This is a genomic window from Brachybacterium sp. p3-SID957 (assembly GCF_025144775.1).
GTDB classification, from domain to species: Bacteria; Actinomycetota; Actinomycetes; order Actinomycetales; family Dermabacteraceae; genus Brachybacterium; species Brachybacterium epidermidis.
The window spans coordinates 1-19,423 of sequence record NZ_JALXKT010000025.1; the positions used below are offsets into that span (position 1 = coordinate 1).

At 69.4% G+C, this 19,423-nt stretch carries 19 protein-coding genes and 3 tRNA genes; 11 read left to right on the top strand and 11 right to left on the bottom strand.

What is annotated here, in order from left to right; all coding sequences use genetic code 11:
- Window positions 1-18 precede the first annotated feature (18 nt).
- Both M3B01_RS07110 and M3B01_RS07115 read right to left on the bottom strand, forming a co-directional pair.
- A tRNA-Asp gene (locus M3B01_RS07110) sits at window positions 19-92 on the bottom strand.
- Between the two features lie 148 nt (window positions 93-240).
- A complete protein-coding gene (locus tag M3B01_RS07115; RefSeq protein ID WP_193865349.1) occupies window positions 241-603 on the bottom strand; it encodes a metallopeptidase family protein in 363 nt (120 codons plus the stop codon).
- A gap of 122 nt (window positions 604-725) precedes the next feature.
- Between M3B01_RS07115 and M3B01_RS07120 the strand changes: the two genes are divergently transcribed.
- A tRNA-Glu gene (locus M3B01_RS07120) sits at window positions 726-798 on the top strand.
- Window positions 799-810: 12 nt separating this feature from the next.
- Here M3B01_RS07120 and M3B01_RS07125 read toward each other — a convergent pair.
- Window positions 811-1,494, bottom strand: a complete 684-nt coding sequence (locus M3B01_RS07125; RefSeq protein WP_259790614.1) for a response regulator transcription factor — start codon at window positions 1,492-1,494, stop codon at window positions 811-813.
- Window positions 1,476-2,606 (bottom strand): sensor histidine kinase, encoded by a 1,131-nt coding sequence (locus tag M3B01_RS07130; RefSeq protein ID WP_259790616.1) that lies wholly within the window; start codon window positions 2,604-2,606, stop codon window positions 1,476-1,478. The genes M3B01_RS07125 and M3B01_RS07130 overlap by 19 nt, the downstream gene beginning before the upstream one ends.
- 214 nt (window positions 2,607-2,820) lie before the next feature.
- On the opposite strand from M3B01_RS07130, the gene M3B01_RS07135 reads away from it, so the two are divergent.
- The 4 genes from M3B01_RS07135 (at window position 2,821) to M3B01_RS07150 (ending at window position 6,611) form a co-directional block, all read left to right on the top strand.
- On the top strand, window positions 2,821-3,780 hold the full coding sequence (locus M3B01_RS07135) for an ATP-binding cassette domain-containing protein (protein WP_259790618.1): 960 nt from the start codon (window positions 2,821-2,823) through the stop codon (window positions 3,778-3,780).
- 11 nt (window positions 3,781-3,791) lie between these two features.
- Entirely contained in the window at window positions 3,792-4,526 is a 735-nt protein-coding gene (locus M3B01_RS07140; protein WP_259790620.1) for an ABC transporter permease, read from the top strand.
- A 183-nt stretch (window positions 4,527-4,709) separates the two neighbouring features.
- The gene (locus tag M3B01_RS07145; protein WP_259790622.1) at window positions 4,710-6,407 is read left to right on the top strand and encodes an alpha/beta hydrolase; all 1,698 of its coding nucleotides are present in this window, start codon (window positions 4,710-4,712) and stop codon (window positions 6,405-6,407) included.
- 131 nt (window positions 6,408-6,538) lie between these two features.
- A tRNA-Thr gene (locus tag M3B01_RS07150) sits at window positions 6,539-6,611 on the top strand.
- A gap of 65 nt (window positions 6,612-6,676) precedes the next feature.
- Here the strand turns inward: M3B01_RS07150 and M3B01_RS07155 are convergent.
- Window positions 6,677-7,366 carry a response regulator transcription factor gene (locus M3B01_RS07155; RefSeq protein WP_259790623.1) on the bottom strand — a complete coding sequence of 230 codons (690 nt, stop codon included), beginning with the start codon at window positions 7,364-7,366 and terminating at the stop codon, window positions 6,677-6,679.
- A gap of 54 nt (window positions 7,367-7,420) precedes the next feature.
- Complete coding sequence (locus M3B01_RS07160; protein WP_259790625.1) at window positions 7,421-8,638, bottom strand: sensor histidine kinase; 1,218 nt, start codon at window positions 8,636-8,638, stop codon at window positions 7,421-7,423.
- A 236-nt stretch (window positions 8,639-8,874) separates the two neighbouring features.
- On the opposite strand from M3B01_RS07160, the gene M3B01_RS07165 reads away from it, so the two are divergent.
- Window positions 8,875-9,321, top strand: a complete 447-nt coding sequence (locus tag M3B01_RS07165; protein ID WP_259790627.1) for a Fur family transcriptional regulator — start codon at window positions 8,875-8,877, stop codon at window positions 9,319-9,321.
- Window positions 9,322-9,429: 108 nt separating this feature from the next.
- Window positions 9,430-10,950: a catalase gene (locus M3B01_RS07170; RefSeq protein ID WP_259790630.1), complete on the top strand. Its 1,521-nt coding sequence runs from the start codon at window positions 9,430-9,432 to the stop codon at window positions 10,948-10,950.
- A 122-nt stretch (window positions 10,951-11,072) separates the two neighbouring features.
- Here M3B01_RS07170 and M3B01_RS07175 read toward each other — a convergent pair whose 3' ends face one another.
- On the bottom strand, window positions 11,073-11,456 hold the full coding sequence (locus M3B01_RS07175; protein WP_193866764.1) for a universal stress protein: 384 nt from the start codon (window positions 11,454-11,456) through the stop codon (window positions 11,073-11,075).
- Window positions 11,457-11,581: 125 nt separating this feature from the next.
- Window positions 11,582-12,253, bottom strand: a complete 672-nt coding sequence (locus M3B01_RS07180) for a 1-acyl-sn-glycerol-3-phosphate acyltransferase (protein WP_259790635.1) — start codon at window positions 12,251-12,253, stop codon at window positions 11,582-11,584.
- 184 nt (window positions 12,254-12,437) lie between these two features.
- Between M3B01_RS07180 and M3B01_RS07185 the strand changes: the two genes are divergently transcribed.
- The 4 genes from M3B01_RS07185 to nrdE all read left to right on the top strand — a co-directional run bounded on the left by M3B01_RS07185 (window position 12,438) and on the right by nrdE (window position 17,569).
- Window positions 12,438-14,195 carry a Gfo/Idh/MocA family protein gene (locus M3B01_RS07185; protein ID WP_259790638.1) on the top strand — a complete coding sequence of 586 codons (1,758 nt, stop codon included), beginning with the start codon at window positions 12,438-12,440 and terminating at the stop codon, window positions 14,193-14,195.
- A gap of 556 nt (window positions 14,196-14,751) precedes the next feature.
- Window positions 14,752-15,009, top strand: coding sequence for a glutaredoxin-like protein NrdH (gene nrdH, locus M3B01_RS07190; protein ID WP_259790642.1), 258 nt, complete (start codon window positions 14,752-14,754; stop codon window positions 15,007-15,009).
- A gap of 23 nt (window positions 15,010-15,032) precedes the next feature.
- The gene (gene nrdI / locus M3B01_RS07195; protein ID WP_193866760.1) at window positions 15,033-15,431 is read left to right on the top strand and encodes a class Ib ribonucleoside-diphosphate reductase assembly flavoprotein NrdI; all 399 of its coding nucleotides are present in this window, start codon (window positions 15,033-15,035) and stop codon (window positions 15,429-15,431) included.
- A 5-nt stretch (window positions 15,432-15,436) separates the two neighbouring features.
- Window positions 15,437-17,569 carry a class 1b ribonucleoside-diphosphate reductase subunit alpha gene (gene nrdE, locus M3B01_RS07200; RefSeq protein ID WP_259790645.1) on the top strand — a complete coding sequence of 711 codons (2,133 nt, stop codon included), beginning with the start codon at window positions 15,437-15,439 and terminating at the stop codon, window positions 17,567-17,569.
- 72 nt (window positions 17,570-17,641) lie between these two features.
- Here the strand turns inward: nrdE and M3B01_RS14720 are convergent, their stop codons facing one another.
- The 3 genes from M3B01_RS14720 to M3B01_RS07210 form a co-directional block, all read right to left on the bottom strand.
- Entirely contained in the window at window positions 17,642-17,842 is a 201-nt protein-coding gene (locus M3B01_RS14720; RefSeq protein WP_396123345.1) for a nitrous oxide-stimulated promoter family protein, read from the bottom strand.
- A gap of 131 nt (window positions 17,843-17,973) precedes the next feature.
- Window positions 17,974-18,990 (bottom strand): permease prefix domain 1-containing protein, encoded by a 1,017-nt coding sequence (locus tag M3B01_RS07205; RefSeq protein WP_259790648.1) that lies wholly within the window; start codon window positions 18,988-18,990, stop codon window positions 17,974-17,976.
- Window positions 18,987-19,322 carry a PadR family transcriptional regulator gene (locus tag M3B01_RS07210; protein ID WP_193866756.1) on the bottom strand — a complete coding sequence of 112 codons (336 nt, stop codon included), beginning with the start codon at window positions 19,320-19,322 and terminating at the stop codon, window positions 18,987-18,989. The genes M3B01_RS07205 and M3B01_RS07210 overlap by 4 nt, the downstream gene beginning before the upstream one ends.
- Between the last annotated feature and the right edge of the window lie 101 nt (window positions 19,323-19,423).

Sequence of the window (19,423 nt, forward strand, 5' to 3'; positions counted from 1 at the left end):
GGGGCCTTCGCGAGGGGGCGACCCTGACCGGGCTTGAACCGGCGACCTCCGCCGTGACAGGGCGGCACTCTAACCAACTGAGCTACAGGGCCTGACCGTCGATCCTGATCCCCACCGCAGTGGTTCTCGCCGATCGACCTGGACAACTCTACCGGAGGTTTCGGGGGCTCGTGCACACTTCGGCTGTGAGCCGCCTCGCACCTCTCGACTCCGGTGCCGACGACGGACTCACGCCTGCTCTCAGGCCCAGCCGAGCTCGTGGAGCCTCGCATCGCTGATGCCGAAGAGGTGGCCCAGTTCGTGCAGCACCGTCACCGCGATCTGCTCCACCAGCTCCTCGCGGGTGGCGCTCACGCGCTGCAGGGGACCGCGGTAGATCAGGATCCTGTCCGGCTGCGCGTACCCGTCGAACACACTGCGGTGGTCCAGGGGGATCCCCTCGTACAGTCCCAGCAGCTCGGTGCCGTCCGGCTGCGGATCCGGCTCCTCCTCCACCAGGATCACGACGTTGGAGCGAGCGATGGCCTCCGCGATCTCCTCGGGCAAGGAGTCCAGGGCGTCATCCACCGCCTCCTCGAACTCGCTGCGACTGATGCGGACCATGCCACCATCGAACCACGGTCGCCGGATCGCGGCGGTGTCGGATGCGCCGCACCTGCCCCGTACCCGTTCGCGCAGGCGGAGGCGCGGCAGGTATGCTTCCCGGCGGGCATTCTGTGCCCAGGGCCCCCATCGTCTAGTGGCCCAGGACACCGGCCTTTCACGCCGGCGACACGGGTTCGAATCCCGTTGGGGGTACTGTGCTCCGCCTCAGAGGGGAGGCTGGTCGATGTCGGTCAGCCCGGCCTCGTGGGCGATGATCGCGATCTGCACCCGATTGGTGCAGTCCAGCTTGGCGAAGATCTTCGAGACGTGGGCCTTCACCGTGGCCTCGCTCATGAACAGCCGCATCCCGATCTGGGTGTTGGACAGCCCTGCCCCCACCGCACCGAGCACTTCGGTCTCCCTCTCGGTGAGCAGTTCCAGGCCCGGGTGCGTGTCCTGCCGGGTGCCGGGGTTCGCGTCGGAGAAGTGGGAGAGCATCCGCCGGGTCACGGCGGGGGAGAGCATCGCGTCCCCCGCGGCCACCACGTGCACCGCTCGGATCAGGTCCTGGGGCGGGGTGTCCTTGAGCAGGAACCCGCTGGCGCCGGCCTCGAGCGCCCGGAACACGTACTCGTCCATGTCGAACGTGGTGAGCATGATGATGCGGGGAGCGCTGGGCAGCGCCGAGACCGCCTTGGTGGCGGCGATGCCGTCGAGCCCGGGCATCCGTACGTCCATCAGCAGGACGTCGGGCCGGTGCTTCTGCACCAGCGGGACGGCCTCGGAGCCGTCGCCCGCCTGCCCCACCACCTCGATGCCCGGATCCGCGCCCAGGATCATCGCCAGTCCCGCTCGCACCAGGGAGTCGTCGTCGACCAGCCCCACGCGTGTCACGCCGTCGCCGGCCATGGGATCACCGCCTTCACTTCGAAACGTCCGTCATCGGTGGGGCCCGAGGCGATCGTCCCCCCGGCGTGCAGCACGCGGGTCTCGATGCCCGACAGCCCCATCCGCGCCCCCGGGAGGTCCGTGGTGAACCCCACGGGAAGAACATTACTGACCTCGATCACCAGGTCGGTCCCAGGCTCGCCGATCAGGGCCACCCGGGCCTTGGTGTGCCGGGCATGCTTGTGGATGTTGGTCAGGCCCTCCTGCACCACCCGATAGGCGGTGCGCGCCATCTGGTCCGGCACCGGGTCGTCGATGAAGTCGAACAGCTCGATGGAGATCCCCGCCGACTGCGATGTCACCACCAGCTCGCGCACGTCGTCCCAGGTGGGCTGGGGCGCCAGCGGTGCCCCCTCGTCCTCGCTGCGCAGCACCCCCAGCACCTCCCGCAGCTCCGAGAGGGCCGTGGTGGCCGTCTGCCGGATCAGCCCCACGGATTCGACCACCTGCTCCCGCTCCAGGTTGGGGTTCACCTCCAGGGCGCCCGCCTGCAGGGCCACCAGCGAGATCTTGTGGGCCACGATGTCGTGCATCTCGCGGGCGATGCGGGTGCGCTCGGCCCGACGCGCCTGGTCCTGGGCCTCGGCGCGACCCTGCTCCGCCTCCTCCGCACGGCGGCGGAGCTGTGCCATCAGCTGCCGGCGGGTCTGGGTGTACATCCCGATCGCCACGGTCGAGGCCACCAGGAAGAAGACCAGGGCGATCGCCTGCCCGGTGCGCTCGGGCAGCAGGTCCGGGTAGGTGGGCACCACCGTGACCGCCACTGCCAGCAGCCCCACGAGCACCGTCATCAGCCGGCTGCTGCTGCGCGTGGCGAAGCAGTAGGTGGCGATGATCAGGATGGAAAGGGAGGCGACCACGGCGTTCAGCAGGATCAGCAGCGGCAACAGCCAGCGCCAGTGCCGGTGCCGGGCCAGCAGCAGTGAACCGACCACCGCGATCCCCACCGCCTGGGCGAGACGCCACGGGTCCCCGTCGGCGACCAGCGCCATGAAGACCGCGTCGGCCGCGACGGCCAGCAGGATCAGTGCCTCCTGCCATCGGTGCCTCAGCGGCCGTCCCTGGTCATCCACGCGGTCACTGTATCCAGGTGACCAGTCGGCCAGGGGTCGACCTTCGGCCCGGCGGCCGTGTCCAAGGTCGCGGGTGCGGGGGCGGGAGGCGACGACGAACGTCTGGCCCGCGCGATCCTGCGGGCGGTTCCGGCGGCACCCCTGCTCGGAAGAAGGTGGAGACATCTCGCCAGAAGCATCCTCCAAGCGCTCCTACCAGGCAGGACGGTCCACCATGAACCATCGAACCCTCAAAGCTGACACCGGGGGCACACCGATCGAGGTGCGCGGGCTGACCAAGCGCTACGGCACCCGTGCCGTCGTCGACGACCTCTCCTTCACCTACACGCCCGGCACCGTGACCGGGTTCCTCGGCCCCAACGGGGCCGGGAAGTCCACCACCCTGCGGATCCTCACCTCCCTGGCGGCGGCCGACGCCGGTCAGGCCCTCGTCGGCGGCCGACGCTACAGCGACCTCACCGATCCCGCGCGCACCATCGGCGTGATGCTCGACGCGACCGCGCTGGGACGCGGACGCACGGGGCTGGAGACCCTCCGGCTCGCCGAGCGCACCCTGCGGATGCCCGCTGGGCGCGCCCAGGAGGTGCTCGAGCTGGTGGGCCTGGCCGACGCCGCACGCAAGCGCGTGGGCGGCTACTCGTACGGCATGCGCCAGCGGCTCGGCATCGGTGTCGCCCTCATGGGGGACCCGAAGGTGCTGGTCCTGGACGAGCCCGCCAATGGACTGGACCCGGAGGGCATCCGGTGGATGCGTCGCCTGCTGCGCTCCTTCGCCGATTCCGGCGGCACCGTGCTGCTGTCCAGCCACCAACTGCGCGAGGTGCAGGCCACCGTGGACCGCCTGGTGGTCATCGACCAGGGGCGTCTGGTGCGCGAGGGCACCCTCGAGGAGCTCACCACCGCCCGCGGCACCCGCGTCGGCGCCGAGCACACGCAGACGCTGCTGGCCGCCCTGCAGAGCGAGTCCGTGCCCCACACCGCCCGTGCCGACGGCCTGGTCGACGTGGAGCTGGCCGCGGACGACATGGGCCGCCTGGCCCTGCGCGAGCAGATCGTGCTGACCTCGCTCGGCCCGGCTGATGCCGGCGGGCTCGAGGAGGTCTTCTTCTCCCTCACCGGCACAACCCCGTCCGACACCACAGCGGCCGAGCGCGGCCCGGCCACGATCGCCTGAGGAGACCCGCCATGAGACCCGACATCGACATCCGCAGCTACCTCGACACGCGCTCGGGGCTGGCGGTGGTGATCCTCTCCTCGCTCGCCGTGCTCGCGATCGCCCTGCTGGGCGGCCTGCTGCAGGGAGCGCTGATACCCGAGGCGCCCGTGGACGTGGAGCTCACCATGCTTGCCGTGTCACTGCCGCTCACGCTGATCATCCCGGTGATCGCCGTGATGATGACCGCCGGGGAATGGAGCGACCGCTCCATCCAGGTGACCCAGCTCCAGCGACCTTCGCGCCTGACGGTGCTGGCCTCGAAGCTGCTGTCCACCGTGCTGGTGGTCGCCGTGGTCATCGCCGCCTCGGTGCTGCTGTCCGTGCTGGCCACCTGGATCGGGGGCGGGCTGCTGGGGGAGGGCGCCGACTTCACCGCCGTGGACCGGGTGATGACCACTCACGTCACGGCGCTGCTGGCCACGCTCGCGTTCTCACTGGCCATGGGGGTGCTCACCCAGTCCACCGTGATGGGTCTGCTGGCGGCGATCGGCTTCCCCTTCATCATCGGCACCGCCCGCCAGATCGCGATGCTGGCTGGATCCGAGACCCTCGACGGGGTGTTGCGGGCACTGGACCTGCAGGCCGCCGCCACCGTTCTCGGGGACGGCCAGGCCGAGGCCTTCGATGTGCTGCCCCTGCTGATCCTGGTGGTGCTGCCCCTGGCGCTGGGGGCCTGGAGATGGAGCCGCCGCGAGATCGGATGAACGACCGACCCGATGAGCATCCCGGCGCCGAGCACGACCCGCCACCTAGGATGAGCGGGGCGGCCCGGCACCCCCGGGCAGCCCCGGACCGTCGCCCTCCGCAGTCGGCGGCGCCCCTCGCGCTCGCCGTGAGAACGAACGACCGTCCCGCACCCCGCGGGAACGCCCGACCCAGGAGTACTGATGCGTCTCGGATCCCCGACCCGCCGCTCACCGGCCCGTCGCCACTTCGCTCGGCTCGCGGCCGCCTCCGCCGCCGCCGTGCTCGTCGTGACAGGCTGCGTGCCGCAGGGCGGGCAGGATCCCGAGCAGACCACCGGGGCCGGCCAGAGCGCCGGCGGAGGCCAGGGTGGCGGCAACGGCAGGGGTGACGACGGCAGCGGCGAGGCCCCGGCGCTCGCCGACCTGGGGACCTCCGCCGCGCAGGACCTGCCCACCGATCCGGCCGAGGACCCGGACTACGCTGCCTACTACGAGCAGGACATCGCCTGGGGGCCGTGCCAGGACGTGGAGGGCGGCGAGGAGCTGGAGTGCGGCACCCTCACGGTGCCGATGGTGTGGAACGACCCCTCGGCCGGGGACATCGAGCTGGCGCTCGCCAAGCACGGGGCCACCGGTGAGCCCACCGGCTCCCTGGTGGTGAACCCCGGCGGTCCCGGCGGTTCGGGTGTGGACTTCACTGCCTCCGCCCCGTTCATCTTCTCCCGTGAGGTCACCGCCGCCTACGACATCGTGGGCTTCGACCCCCGGGGCGTGGCCCGCTCCGAGGGCATCGAGTGCCTCACCGACGAGGAGACCGACGAGTACCTCGCGACCACCGGGGACCCGGCCGCGGGCGCCGAGGAGAACCTGCAGCAGGGCCTGGACTGGATGGCCCGGATCGCCGAGGGTTGTCAGCAGGACTCGGGAGAGCTGCTGCCCTACCTCGACACGTACTCCGCCGCCCGGGACATGGACGTGCTGCGCGCCGCACTGGACTCCGAGCAGCTGGACTACTTCGGCTACTCCTACGGCACCTACCTCGGTGCCACCTACGCCGATCTCTACCCGCAGCGCGTGGGCCGGTTCGTGCTGGACGCCGCCCTGGACCCCTCCTCGACGCTCGATGAGATCTCCGCCGGGCAGGCCGAGGGCTTCGAGAAGGCCACCGAGGCCTTCCTCGCAGACTGCCTGCCCCAGGGGGAGGCCTGCCCCTTCAAGGGCGAGGTGGCCGATGCCAAGCAGCAGCTGCACAGCTTCTTCGACTCCGTGGACGCCGAGCCTCTCGAGACCGCGGACCCGCAGCGACCCCTGACCGGCTCCCTGGCCCGCTCGGCCGTGCTGCTGCTGATGTACGAGGACGGGTTCTGGCCCACGGGCCGCGATGCGCTCGCGGCGGCCATGCAGGGGGACGGCACGGCTCTGCTCACGATCGCGGATCTCTCCTCCGAGCGTCAGGCCGACGGCAGCTACAAGGGCAACGGCATAGTCGCGATCAATGCGATCAACTGCCTGGACCATCCGGGAGTCGCCGATGAGGACTGGCAGGCCGAGGAGGCCGAGCGGCTGGCCGAGCAGTTCCCCACCTTCGGGCCCAGCATGGGGTACGGCGCCACCGTGTGCGGGCAGTGGCCCGTGCCGCCGCTGAGAGAACCCGCACCGGTCAGCGCGGAGGGCGCCGGGACCATCGTGGTCATCGGGACCACCGGGGACCCGGCAACGCCCTACGAATGGTCGCAGAGTCTCGCCGAGCAGCTCGACGATGCGGTGTTGCTGACCTTCGAGGGCGATGGGCACACGGCCTACGGACGCTCGGGCGGCTGCATCGAGCAGGCGGTGGATCCGTACCTGCTGGAGGGCACGGTGCCGGAGGACGGGCTCACCTGCTCCTCCGGCGGCTGAGAAGGTGCGATGAAGCGCACGCCGCACGGCTTTGCGCGGCCCCGAGCCGGTCCCATAGAGTGGTCCGGTCCGCCATGCGCCCAGGCAGCACGATCACGCTGATCGTCGTGGCCCGTGCGAACGGTGGGTGTGCCGCCTTAGCTCAGTCGGTAGAGCGATTCACTCGTAATGAATAGGTCGCGAGTTCGATTCTCGCAGGCGGCTCCGGAGTCGAAGAACCCTCTCACCAGCGCGGTGAGGGGGTTCTTCGTCATCCGGTGGTCTCGGGATCAGGTGGCCTGGGGTTCGTGCGGCACTGGGGGAGTGGCGAGCCCCCGCTCGAAGGCGGTCAGTGCGACCTGCAGGCGGGAGGTGCAGCCCAGCTTCGCCATCAGGGAGGAGACATGGGTCTTCACCGTGGACTCCGACAGCGCGAGGCGATCGGCGATCCCCGCGTTGGACTCCGCCTGGCACAGCAGGGTGAGCACGTCCTGCTCGCGATCGGTGAGCCCCAGCTCTGCGATCGCCTCGGCATCCACGTGGCCACCGGGGCCGCCCTCGCGCGCCTGATCGCAGGCGATCTGGTGCGCCAGCTCCGGGGTGATCACCGTGCCGGCGTTGGCCGCCGCTGCTCTGACGGCTGCCACCAGGGCGGAGGCGGCCGTGGTCTTGAGCAGGAACCCGCTGGCCCCGGCCGCGAGCGCGGCGCGCAGGTGCTCGTCGGTGCCGAACGTGGTCAGCACCAGCACCGCCGTGCGCGGATGGCGCTCCCGCACCTGTCCCGTGGCCTCCAGGCCGTTCTGCCCGGGCAGCGCGATGTCCATCAGCACCACGTCAGGGGCGTGGTCGTCCAACTGCGCCAGCGCCTGCTCCGCGCAATCCACCGTCGCGACCACGGACAGATCGCTCTCCCGGTCCAGGTACGCAGCCAGCGCCGCACGCACGATCGGATCGTCGTCGCAGATCATCACAGTCGTCATCGAATCTTCCCATTCGTCATCGAATCTCCCCGGTGTCATCGAATCTCCCCGGTGTTATCGAATCTCCCCCGGTATGTCGATGCGGGTCAGGAAGGTCGAGCCCTCGCAGCGTGCCTCCAGGTCTCCCCCCACGGCTGCCAGTCTCTCCCTGACCCCTTCCAGGCCGGCCCCGCCTCTGAGGCCGTGGCGATCGTCAGGGGCCATGCCGTTGAGCACCGCCAGTCGGAGCCCCGGCTCGGCAACGGAGGAGCCGGGCAGGGACTCGCTCAGGATCGCCACCGGAGCGGTGCGGTCGCCATGGCGCACTACGTTGGCCTCCACCTCCTCCAGGCAGCGAGCGATCACCGCCACCTCACGGTCGGGCAGCGAGCTCTCGCCCTCCGAGGCCACCCGCACCGAGAACCCGGCCGCCGCCAACCGTCCGCGGAGCATCTCCAGCAGATCCTCGACGCAGGCACCGCGGGCATGGGCGGGGCTGCCCACTTCGTGGGACCCGCGCAGCTGCTCCAGCAGCTCGCGCATCTCATCGGCCGCGCGGCGGGAGGTGCTGGAGATGCGGCGGAACTCCGCGGCCGTGCTCGGTGCCGTGCCGGGGTGCAGTGCGCCGTTCTCCGCCAGCATCACCACCTCCGTCATCGCACGGACCCCGGTGTCGTGGAGCTCACGGGCGATGGCACGGCGCTGATCGGACAGCTCGCTGAGCCGCCGAGCGCGCTCGGCGACGGATCGCTCGAACAGGCGCCGACCCCAGGTGGCCGCCACCAGTGTCCCGCCCTGCAGCACGATCCACAGCAGCAGCTCGGAGACCATGTACGCCGCCTCATCGCCCCGCACCGCGGAGATGGCCATCAGCGTGGTGACGTGCCAGACGGACATCATGATCGCGCCCAGGATCTTCCCGTGCCCGGCTGCCGAGGCGATCGCCACGATCGAGGCCAGCGAGCCGGGGCCCACGTGCGCGGGACCCGCGAACACTGCGAAGGTGAAGGTAAGGCCGATGATGGCACCGGCGATCAGGGGATTTCTCAGGCTGAGCCCACCGGCTGCTCCGAGGATCGCCGCGATCGCGATCGCCAGGACGCTCTCGCCCGCGGCAACGGGGACCGACGCCATCGTCAGCATCAGGGCGAGCAGCACGGAGGCGGAGCGCCCGTGTCCGAAGGGCGCGTCCGGAGCGCCCGACGCCCCTGTCGTTCGGGACGGTTCCGCCCCCCTCACCCCGGCAGCGCCCGGCACGGTCTCGCGCTGCTCGCGAGTGATCCGGCTGGTCACCTGGTCAGACTAGACGCAGAAGGGTCCAGGGCGGAGGAACGCCGCCACACGGGCCGAGAAGAGCCACGAGTTCGGCCACGAGCTGGGTCGCGGGAGGGGGCCAGGTGCGGGGCTGCTCAGCGGACCACTCGATGGGGCGCTCCGGGAGAAGCTCTCGGGGGGCCTCCGGATGGGCCTGCGTCAATGGATCCATACGTTTTCTTGAACAAGTCCAGTAAATGACGTACGGTGGCGGCATGACCACCACCGACCGCATCCCCGGCCAGGCAGCCGATCACGTCGCCGCGCTGCGTGCTGCGGGGCTGCGGGTCACAGGTCCGCGGCTGGCCACCCTGGAAGTGGTGGAGCGCCGTCCCCACGCTGATGCGGAGACCGTCGCCCACGCCGTGCGTGAGCGTCTCGGGACAGTCTCGCGGCAGGCCGTGTACGACGTCCTGCACGCTCTCACCGATGCGGAGCTCCTGCGCCGCGTCCTGGTGGACGGCCGCCGCTCGCGCTACGAGCTGCACCGGCACGACAACCACCACCATCTGGTGTGCCGCAGGTGTGGCCGCCTGGAGGACGTGCCCTGCGCCGTCGGTGCCGCGCCCTGCCTGATCCCGCACGATGATCTTGGCTTCGACGTCGAGGTCGCCGATGTCGTCTATCGGGGGCTGTGCTCCGCCTGTCGTGAGAGAGGCTGACCCCATCACCGGCGCACCCGTCGGCCCGCCTGCTCCCGTCCCCGTCCAGTCGTCCACCCCCTGTACGTCGCCCCGATCATCCGATCGAAACCCACCTGAGGAGAAGGAATGACCCAGTTCGATCCCACCAAGCCCTCCACCACCGAGTCCGGTGCACCGCGTCAGTCCGATGCGCACTCGCTCAGCGTGGGTGCCGACGGTCCGCTGCTGCTGCACGACGTCGCCCTGGTCGAGAAGCTGGCCCGCTTTGACCGTGAGCGGGTGCCGGAGCGCAGTCCCCACGCGAAGGGCTCCGGCGCCTTCGGCGAGTTCGAGGTCACCCAGGACGTCTCGAAGTACACCAAGGCCAAGTTCCTCCAGCCCGGTGCCAAGACCACCATGCTGGCCCGCTTCTCCACCGTGGCTGGTGAGCTCGGCTCCCCCGACACCTGGCGGGACGTGCGCGGCTTCGCGCTGAAGTTCTACACCGAGGACGGCAACTTCGACATGGTCGGCAACAACACGCCGATCTTCTTCGTGCGCGATCCCATGAAGTTCCCCGACTTCATCCACTCCCAGAAGCGCACCCCCGATTCCGGCCTGCGCGACAACACCATGCAGTGGGACTTCTGGACCCTCTCCCCGGAGTCCTCCCACCAGGTGACCTACCTGATGGGTGACCGTGGCCTGCCCAAGACCTGGCGCCACATGAACGGCTACTCCTCCCATACCTACATGTGGGTCAACGAGGCCGGCGAGAAGTTCTGGGTCAAGTACCACTTCCACACCGACCAGGGCATGGCCTTCCTCTCCAACGAGGAGGCCGGTCGCCTCGCCGGTGAGGACTCGGACTACCACCGCCGCGACCTGTTCAATGCGATCGAGCGCGGCGAATACCCCTCCTGGACCATGAACGTGCAGATCATGCCGTACGAGGACGCGAAGAACTACCGCTTCAACCCCTTCGACCTCACCAAGGTGTGGCCCCACGCGGACTACCCGCTGCACGAGGTGGGCCGGTTCACCCTCAAGGAGAACCCCAAGAACCACTTCGCGCAGATCGAGCAGGCGGCCTTCAGCCCGGCCAACACCGTGCCCGGCACTGGGGTGTCCCCTGACAAGATGCTGCTGGCCCGCGTGTTCTCCTACCCGGATGCGCAGCGCCACCGCATCGGCACCAACTTCAACCAGCTGCCGGTCAACGCCCCCGTGGTCCCCATGAACTCCTACGACAAGGAGGGCAACATGGAGTACCACCACTCGGGCGATGCCCCGGTATACGCACCGAACTCCTTCGGTCGCGCCTACCAGGGCGATGACCATCAGGGTCAGGTGGACAACGGCTGGGAGGCCGACGGCACCATGGTGCGTTCGGCCTACACGCTGCACCCGGAGGACGACGACTTCGGCCAGGCCCACACCCTGGTGCGCGAGGTCTTCGACGACGCGGCGCGCGAGCGCCTGGTGGAGACGGTCTCCGGCTCGCTGAGCACGGTGCAGGAGCCGGTCCTCTCCCGTGCCTTCCAGTACTGGAAGAACATCGACCAGGAGGTGGGCGAGGCCATCGAGCGCGCCGTCAACACCCCCAAGGCCGATTCCCAGCCCGGTGGCGACCCGCTGGATGCCGAGACCCCTGCCGAGCAGGCCTGAACCCGGCTGAACAGCTGAACGACGAAGCGGCCCGTTCCCATCCGGGGGCGGGCCGCTTCGGCGGTTCGTGTCCGAGTGCGGGCCGTGCGTCCGCAGCGGCCGGCGCACCCGGTCGCCCGGTCTCACACCACCAGCACCTCGCTGCGGGCGGCCAGCAGCAGCTTCTGCACCGTCAGGCCCAGCAGGTGGCGCGCCAGATCGTTCTGACGGCGGATGCCGAGCACCAGCAGCTCGGCCCTCTCCTCGTCGACCACCTTCAGCAGGACGTCGGCGATGTCGTCCTCGGTGTGCTCCTGGCGCACCTGCACGCGCACGGCGGAGCGCCGCAGGCGTTCCAATGCCGTCTCGAGCTGGAGGTCGTCGGCGTGGCGGGGGTCCTCGGAGACGCCCTCGCGCACCACGTTGACCACGATCAGCGGGCCCCCGCGCTGCTCGGCGGCATCGCGCGCGGCATCCAGCGCCTTGTAGCCCACCTCGGTGGGGATGAATCCGACGACGACGGCCATCTGCTCTCCTGCGCTGCGCTGCGGTTGCGGGCGGCCCCCGCGACGACGGGTGGCCTGCATCGATACTAGGCGCAGACGGGCCGCGATGTCGGGTCGAGGGTCCGAGCCGGAGGGGCGGGCGGGGATCAGGGCTGCGGATCCCGATGGGCGACGGGGGAGCGGCGCTGCCCGGACAGCGCCTGGATCTCGTCCATGATCCGCGCGGTCATCTGACGCCGCCGGGCACCCTTGGACAGCCCGGGGTCCAGATCGGAGAAGTCGATCGGCGCACCGATCCGCACCGAGATCGCTCGGCGCTCGGGAAGCAGGCGGCGGGGCCGGAAGTGCGGTGTTCCCTTCAGACCCACCGGGATCACCGGGCAGCCCGACTCCAGTGCGAGCCAAGCCGCGCCCTGCTTGCCCGGATGCAGCAGGCCGTCCTTGGATCGGCCGCCCTCGGGGTAGATGCCGAACCCGTCGCCCCGGCGCAGGATCTCCAGCCCGGCCTGCAGGGCACCCTTGCCGGAGGAGAGGGCCTGCCGGTCCACCGGGACCGCCCCCACCTGCTTGAAGAACCAGGTGAGCATCCGGCCAAGGGGGCCCGTCTGCTTCCACAGGTCGTCCTTGGCGACGAAGTGGACGGGGCGGGGGATCGCGATCGGGATGATCGCCGAGTCGATGTAGGCCAGGTGGTTGGAGGCCACGATGAAGCCTCCCTCGCGGGGCACGTTCTCCACGCCCGTCACGCGCGGCCGCCAGATGCCGTGCAGCAGCGGGACGGCGGCCTTGCGGGCGACGGTGTAGAACAATGTGGGCATCGTGACCTCCCCGGACGTGCTGGACGACGCCCCACGATAGCCGCCGGAGGGGCCCGATCGCGTGTGGTAGAACAGCCACAGCGCAGCGCGCCGCCGCCGGCGGCGCCGGAGTCCTGCGCGGCGCCCCGCCCCGGAACCCGGGAGCCGCCGCCCGCCTCCGCCGAGCCCCCGAGGAGCCCGCCCGATGCCGAAGACCCTGAACATCGCCGTGATCGGTGCCGGAACGATGGCACAGGCCGTGCACCTGCCGGTGCTGCGTCGTCGCTGGGACAGGTTCACGGTGACCGCCCTGGTCGAGCACTCACCGCGCCGCCGCCGCGAGGCCTCCGAGGTGTGGGGGGTGGCCGAGGAGTCGCGCTACGAGTCGGTGGCCGATCTGATCACCGCGGTTCGCGGCAAGAAGGTCGCGGTGGACGCCGCGCTGCTGTCCACCGACGGCCTGCACGTCAGCGATCTGATGCAGCTGATGCGGCGGGGCATCCCGGTGCTGGTGGAGCCGCCGCTGGGGTTCTCCGCCGAGGAGATCGCCGAGGTCGTCGATTTCGAGCGCATGACCGGGCGTCACCTGGTGATGATGGCCCACCCCCAGCAGTACGACGATTCCGTCATCGCGCTGTCGGAGAAGATCGCCGCGAAGGACGTGCGGATGATCGACCACGAGGTGCTGATGCCGGCCAGCCAGCCGCTGTTCGGCTGGGCGCACGTGACCACCTCGGCCTACGACCTGCCCACTGAGGTGCGCTCCCAGCGCCGCAAGTCCCTCCAGGCCGCCGTGGAAGCGGGCGCCGGAGGCGGCGCCACCCAGCGCGACCGCGACCTGTACGTCAAGGGGCTGCTGACCGGTGTGGCCCACCAGGTGGCGGTGATCGAGCGTGCCTACGGGCCGGTGACCCGTCTGGTCGCGGTGCGGCACTGGCCCAAGGGCGTGATCCCGGGGTCCATCGAGATCCTGGGAGAGCTGGAGAACAGCGCACCGGTGCGCCTGGTGTGGCACTACCTGCCGTTCGCCCCGGAGTACTCCGAGCGCATCGAGGTGCTGTCGGCCCGCAAGCGGGTGGACGTGGAGCTGCCGGCCCCGTCGCTGGGCGATCGGCGCTCGAGAATCAGCCTGCGGGAGAAGTCCGCCGGGGCGGTGGTCACCACAGCGAGCACGGCCACTGCAGGGGCGGCCGAGGCGATGTGGGAGGCGTTCCACGCCTTCGTGGACCGCGGCACGCGCCCGATCATGGGTGCGGAGGAAGCACGCGCACAGCTGCTGCTGATGCGCGAGGTGCTCGCGGCGATCGTGGAGGCCGACGGACGCAGCCTCGAGCCGGAGCCCGAGCCGGAGCCCGAGCCGGAGCCGGGGCCGGAGCCCGAGGCAGCTGCTGAGCCGGAGACACAACCGCAGGCGGAGGCAGCCGCTGAGCCGGAGCCGGAGGCAGCACCGGAGGCGAAGTCCGCATCCCCGCGCGTTGATGGGATCGAGACCGAGGTCGAGGTGCAGCCCGCATCCGAGCCCGGTGCCACCGCCGTCCCCGGCGAGGGAGACGAACCGCAGCACGCCGCCGCCGGTGCTCCGGAAGGTGATGCGCATGCCCCCTCGGCGCCCGAGTCGGCCCCTCCCCAGGACACGGACGACGAGCCAGCTGTCGAACCCGCACCGGTCACCGAGCCGGTGCCCAACACCGAACCCGTCCCGGTCGTGGAGCAGTCCCCGTCTCCCGCCTCGGAGCAGATCGCCGAACCCGCACCGATTGCGGACCCGGCTCCGGTCGGCGAGCCCGAGCCCGTGACCGAACCGGTGCCCGTCCTCGAGGCGTCCGCCGAGGAGCCGGAAGCTGACCGGCCGAGTGCGCAGGAGCCGCCGGCGGGCGGGTCCCGCCGCTCCCTGCCCACCGACGAGGTCGACGTGTGGAACCTGGACCACGGCCACTCGCACCCTGACGACGACGGGCGCTGAGCCCCTCGCGCCACGCCCACCGACTTGCCGCGGCCCGACCTTCGGTTCACCCCGACTTGCCGCGACACGCCCATCGGCCCACCCCGACACGCCGCGACGCGCCCGGGATTCCGTGGCGATCCGAGTCACCTTGAGCCCGGTCGAACAGCCCGCCTGAGCGCTTCGTCCACCACCGGTGGAGCTGCCCCCTGCCTTCGCCCACAGGCTGTGATCGGCGCCGTCCTGCTGTTCCGTGCGTGGGGTGCGTGCTGTGTCCACAGTCCTCCCGGACCGTCCACATCCCGTCAACAGCCCGATGTGGATGACATTGTTGTAGTTCGGTACATCTTGTGGTGCTCCCACCGATCGACCACTAGGTGTAGTGTTGGCGGGGCCGCAGGGATCCACCCCTTCCACCGCCCTCCCAGGGGCAGCCGGCCACCTCGCGTCCAACGAGGTGGAAGGCGGGGACGGGGGCCGGAGCCGGCGGCACGGGCCTCCGGGCCGCCCTGACAACCGCATCACCCGTTCCTCCTCGCGCCGCCCCGGCGCGGTGCCCCGAGAAAGGTCTTCCTCCGTGGACATCACCGTGTACTCGAAGCCCCTGTGCGTCCAGTGCGATGCGACCAAGCGTGCCCTGAACAAGGCGGGCATCGCCTACGACGTCGTCGACATCACCGAGGATGCCGAAGCCCTCGCTCGCGTGAAGTCCCTGGGCTACGTCCAGGCGCCCGTCGTCATCACCGGTGTGGACCACTGGTCCGGCTTCCGCCCGGACAAGATCAAGGCGATCGCCGCCGCTTCCGGCGTGCAGCGTCGCGCCGCCGCCATCTGAGAGACCGCGCAGGAGGCATCGGCGTGGGCACCCTCGTCTATTTCTCCTCGGTGTCGGAGAACACCCACCGCTTCGTTGAGAAGCTCGGGATCCCCGCGCACCGCATCCCTCTCTACGCCAAGGAGGAGCCCCTCGTCATGGACGAGGAGTTCGTCCTGATGGTCCCGACCTACGGCGGCGGCAACCACGGTGGCGCCGTCCCCAAGCAGGTCATCAAGTTCCTCAACGACAAGCGCAACCGGGACCTGATCCGGGGCGTCATCACCGGTGGCAACACCAACTTCGGCGAGGCCTACTGCATCGCGGGAGACATCATCTCCGCCAAGTGCAAGGTCCCCCACATGTACAAGTTCGAACTGCTGGGCACTGCACGGGACGTGCAGAAGGTCCACGACGGATTGGAAGAGTTTTGGCGACACTGACCGAGATGCCCCCGGCCGAGCACCACAAGCAGCTGGACTACCACGCGCTCAACGCGATGCTGAACCTGTACGGACCGGACGGCAAGATCCAGTTCGAGAAGGATCGCCTGGCCGCCCGCGAGTACTTCCTGCAGCACGTGAACCCCAACACGGTGTTCTTCCACTCGCTGCGCGAGAAGCTCGACTACCTGGTGGAGAACAAGTACTACGAGCCCGAGGTGCTCGCGCAGTACGACTTCTCCTTCGTGGAGTCGCTGTCCGAGCAGGCCTACGCCAAGAAGTTCCGCTTCCCCACCTTCCTGGGCGCCTTCAAGTACTACACCTCGTACACCCTGAAGACCTTCGACGGGAAGCGCTACCTGGAGCGCTTCGAGGATCGCGTGGTGATGGTGGCCCTGACCCTGGCCCGCGGCGACGAGCGGCTCGCCCGGAATCTGGTCGAGGAGATCCTGGACGGTCGCTTCCAGCCGGCCACCCCCACCTTCCTCAACGCCGGCAAGGCGCAGCGCGGTGAGCTGGTCTCCTGCTTCCTGCTGCGCATCGAGGACAACATGGAGTCCATCGGCCGCTCCATCAACTCCGCCCTGCAGCTGTCCAAGCGCGGCGGCGGCGTGGCGCTGCTGCTGAGCAACCTGCGCGAGTACGGTGCGCCGATCAAGCACATCGAGAACCAGTCCAGCGGCGTGATCCCCGTGATGAAGCTGCTGGAGGACTCCTTCAGCTACGCCAACCAGCTGGGCGCCCGCCAGGGTGCCGGTGCCGTGTACCTGCACGCGCACCACCCGGACATCCTGCGGTTCCTGGACACCAAGCGCGAGAACGCCGACGAGAAGATCCGCATCAAGACCCTCTCGCTCGGCGTGGTGATCCCCGACATCACCTTCGAGCTGGCCAAGAAGAACGAGCCGATGTACCTGTTCTCCCCGTACGACGTGGAGCGCGAGTACGGCAAGCCCTTCGCCGACATCAACGTCACCGAGCTCTACCACGAGATGGTGGACAACCCCGCCATCTCCAAGAAGAAGATCCGCGCCCGTGACTTCTTCCAGGTGCTCGCCGAGATCCAGTTCGAGTCCGGCTACCCGTACATCATGTTCGAGGACACGGTGAACCGGGCCAACCCCATCCCCGGCAAGGTCACCCACTCCAACCTGTGCTCGGAGATCCTGCAGATCGCCACCCCGTCGGAGATGAACGTCGATCTCTCCTACGACACCTTGGGCCGGGACATCTCCTGCAACCTGGGCTCGCTGAACATCGCCAAGGCGATGGACTCCCCGGACTTCGCGCAGACCATCGCCACTGCGATCCGTGGTCTCACGGCCGTCTCGGACACCTCCGACATCGAGTCCGTGCCCACCATTGCCGAGGGCAACCGCAAGTCCCACGCCATCGGCCTGGGGCAGATGAACCTGCACGGCTACCTGGCCCGCGAGGCGATCCACTACGGGTCCGAGGAGGGCCTGGACTTCACGAACATGTACTTCTACGCGGTCACCTACCACGCCATCAAGGCGTCGATGGAGATCGCCAAGGAGCGCGGGGAGACCTTCTACGAGTTCGAGAAGTCCCAGTACGGCACCGGCGAGTACTTCGACAAGTACACCGACCAGGTGTGGGAGCCGGCCACGCAGAAGGTGCGCGACCTGTTCGCGGCCTCCAGCGTGCACCTGCCCACCCAGGACGACTGGCGCGAGCTGCGCGAGCAGGTGCGCGAGCACGGCATGTACAACGCCTACCTGCAGGCCGTCCCGCCCACCGGGTCGATCTCCTACATCAACCACTCCACCTCCTCGATCCACCCGATCGTCTCCAAGATCGAGATCCGCAAGGAGGGCAAGATCGGACGGGTGTACTACCCGGCGCCGTTCATGACCAACGACAACCTCGAGTACTACGAGGACGCGTACGAGATCGGTTTCGAGAAGATCATCGACACCTACGCCGAGGCCACCAAGCACGTGGACCAGGGCCTGTCGCTGACGCTGTTCTTCCCGGACACCGCCACCACGCGCGACGTCAACAAGGCGCAGATCTACGCCTGGCGCAAGGGCATCAAGACCCTCTACTACATTCGCCTGCGGCAGATGGCGATCGAGGGCACCGAGGTCGAGGGCTGCGTGAGCTGCATGCTCTGAGCCGACATCGGCCGACGAACTGGGGTCCGGTCGAGGATTCGCTCCTCGACCGGGCCCCGGTTCGTCCTTGCGTCAGGTGCGATTTTTCAGCCGGCGGATCCGGGCGCACACACTCCCTGTGAAGTGCCGTGCACCCTGCCGTGCGAAGCCGCAGGTCCGCGACCGCGGTCCCGCGCAGCGCATCATCTGGCGGTTCCAGGCGCGCTCCTCGGCCTTGAAGCAGCGCACCTCGCAGTGCGCACAGAACGGCGTGGGGTCCAGCGTGCAGAACACTCGCAGGGCTATCTCTGGGGCACCCCGGTCGACGGCGGGCGCTGAGAGCTCTCGTGCCCAGAGGTGCGCAGTTGGCGATCAGGGCGGGCCGTTGCGCCAACTCAGCACACCTTGAGCCCGCGTGTCACGCATCAGGGTCGTGACACGCTCTCCAGGGCGGAGTTGGCCGCCCAGAGAGCGGCGTAGAGCACCCCGGCCACCGGCCAGATCACCCAGGTCGACCCCCAGTCACCGGTCACGAAGCTCCACCCCAGGTATATCGCGACGGTCAGCGGCCAGAACACCGCGGCGATGACCCGGACCACGGGCGACCGGCTGGTCTCGGGAAGGTCGTCCGTCTCCTGCTCCAGCGTCGAGGCCGCGGAGTCCATCCAGGATCCTTGGATGTAGATCAGCAGGCCGAGTGCCACCATCAGAAGTGTGCCGCACACGCCGAGCAGGGGCAGCATGCCGTCCTGGCGGAGATTGCCGAGCACCAGGATCGGGACGGCGCTCAGGATCCACAGGGCGATCGCCACCGCAGTCGTGAGCGTCGAGGAGCGGCGGTGGGTGCGCCGCAGCTCCTGGGTGTACTCGTGCAGCGTCGGCGCGGGGGTGAATCTGCCCTCGGAGATGTCCTCGTAGTCCGCCAACCGGGCTCCCCGTACGATCAGCAGCAGCACGCCGAGCGCGATGGCGCCCAGCAGCAGCACCAGCCCGGTGATCACCACCCAGGAGGCGGGGTCGGTGTCCGGGGAGGTGAAGGCGATCAGGGCCAGCAGCGGAACGGGGGACAGCACGAACAGGGGGATGGCGATGGCGCTGATCGGCTGTGCGGCGCGCACCGCCTGCACGTACTGGCGCGCGCGGTCGGTGTCCAGGACAGGACCGGTGCGCACGTCCCCGGCCAGGGTGCCGTCGGCTCCGAAGCGTGGGCTGGTGGCGGCGCCGATCTCACGATCGATGCCCAGGACGGGGGCGACCTCCTCGAGGCTGCCGAACTCGGCGATCACGGTGCCGACGGCCTGGGCCTCGCTGTGACCGCGGTCCATCAGCTCCTGCTGCTTGTCCTCCATCATGGCGCGCAGCTCGATGCGAGCGCTGCGCATCCGCGAGGAGTCGGGGTAGGGGGCGAAGAGTGTATCGAGATAGGAGTCGATGACGCTCATGGCTGGTGCTGTCCTTCTGCGAAGTGATCGACGAGCTGACGGGTGCGGGCCCATTCGAGCCGCTTCGCCGAGAGCTGTGCGATGCCCTCGGCGGTGATGCGGTAGTAGGTGCGCGGCTTGCCGGAGGTGGAGACGTCCTCGTAGCTGTCCAGCAGCTGCTGGGACTCGAGCCGCTTGACCGCGGTGTACAGAGTGGTCTGCTTGATGACGTAGTCGCCGTCGGAGCGGTCGGTGATGGTCTTGGAGATCTCGTAGGCGTAGGAGGGGCGGGACTCGAGGATCGACAGCACGATCAGGTCGATGTGCCCTCGAATGGCATCGGCTCCGATCAATGCCCCTCCTTCTGCCGGGTGGGATGCGGGAGTACCGATCAGTGCCATCACCGTACTACGCCTGGCGTAGTACGGCAAGCGTCCATCGGGGACCTTGGTCC

What these genes read in the sequence shown, in the direction of transcription:
- M3B01_RS07115 (WP_193865349.1), bottom strand. Translation starts at nt 603, where the DNA reads ATGGTCCGCATCAGTCGCAGCGAGTTCGAGGAGGCGGTGGATGACGCC.
- M3B01_RS07125 (WP_259790614.1), bottom strand. Translation starts at nt 1,494, where the DNA reads ATGGCCGGCGACGGCGTGACACGCGTGGGGCTGGTCGACGACGACTCC.
- M3B01_RS07135 (WP_259790618.1), top strand. Translation starts at nt 2,821, where the DNA reads ATGAACCATCGAACCCTCAAAGCTGACACCGGGGGCACACCGATCGAG.
- M3B01_RS07140 (WP_259790620.1), top strand. Translation starts at nt 3,792, where the DNA reads ATGAGACCCGACATCGACATCCGCAGCTACCTCGACACGCGCTCGGGG.
- M3B01_RS07145 (WP_259790622.1), top strand. Translation starts at nt 4,710, where the DNA reads ATGCGTCTCGGATCCCCGACCCGCCGCTCACCGGCCCGTCGCCACTTC.
- M3B01_RS07155 (WP_259790623.1), bottom strand. Translation starts at nt 7,366, where the DNA reads ATGACGACTGTGATGATCTGCGACGACGATCCGATCGTGCGTGCGGCG.
- M3B01_RS07165 (WP_259790627.1), top strand. Translation starts at nt 8,875, where the DNA reads ATGACCACCACCGACCGCATCCCCGGCCAGGCAGCCGATCACGTCGCC.
- M3B01_RS07170 (WP_259790630.1), top strand. Translation starts at nt 9,430, where the DNA reads ATGACCCAGTTCGATCCCACCAAGCCCTCCACCACCGAGTCCGGTGCA.
- M3B01_RS07175 (WP_193866764.1), bottom strand. Translation starts at nt 11,456, where the DNA reads ATGGCCGTCGTCGTCGGATTCATCCCCACCGAGGTGGGCTACAAGGCG.
- M3B01_RS07180 (WP_259790635.1), bottom strand. Translation starts at nt 12,253, where the DNA reads ATGCCCACATTGTTCTACACCGTCGCCCGCAAGGCCGCCGTCCCGCTG.
- M3B01_RS07185 (WP_259790638.1), top strand. Translation starts at nt 12,438, where the DNA reads ATGCCGAAGACCCTGAACATCGCCGTGATCGGTGCCGGAACGATGGCA.
- nrdE (WP_259790645.1), top strand. Translation starts at nt 15,437, where the DNA reads ATGCCCCCGGCCGAGCACCACAAGCAGCTGGACTACCACGCGCTCAAC.
- M3B01_RS07205 (WP_259790648.1), bottom strand. Translation starts at nt 18,990, where the DNA reads ATGAGCGTCATCGACTCCTATCTCGATACACTCTTCGCCCCCTACCCC.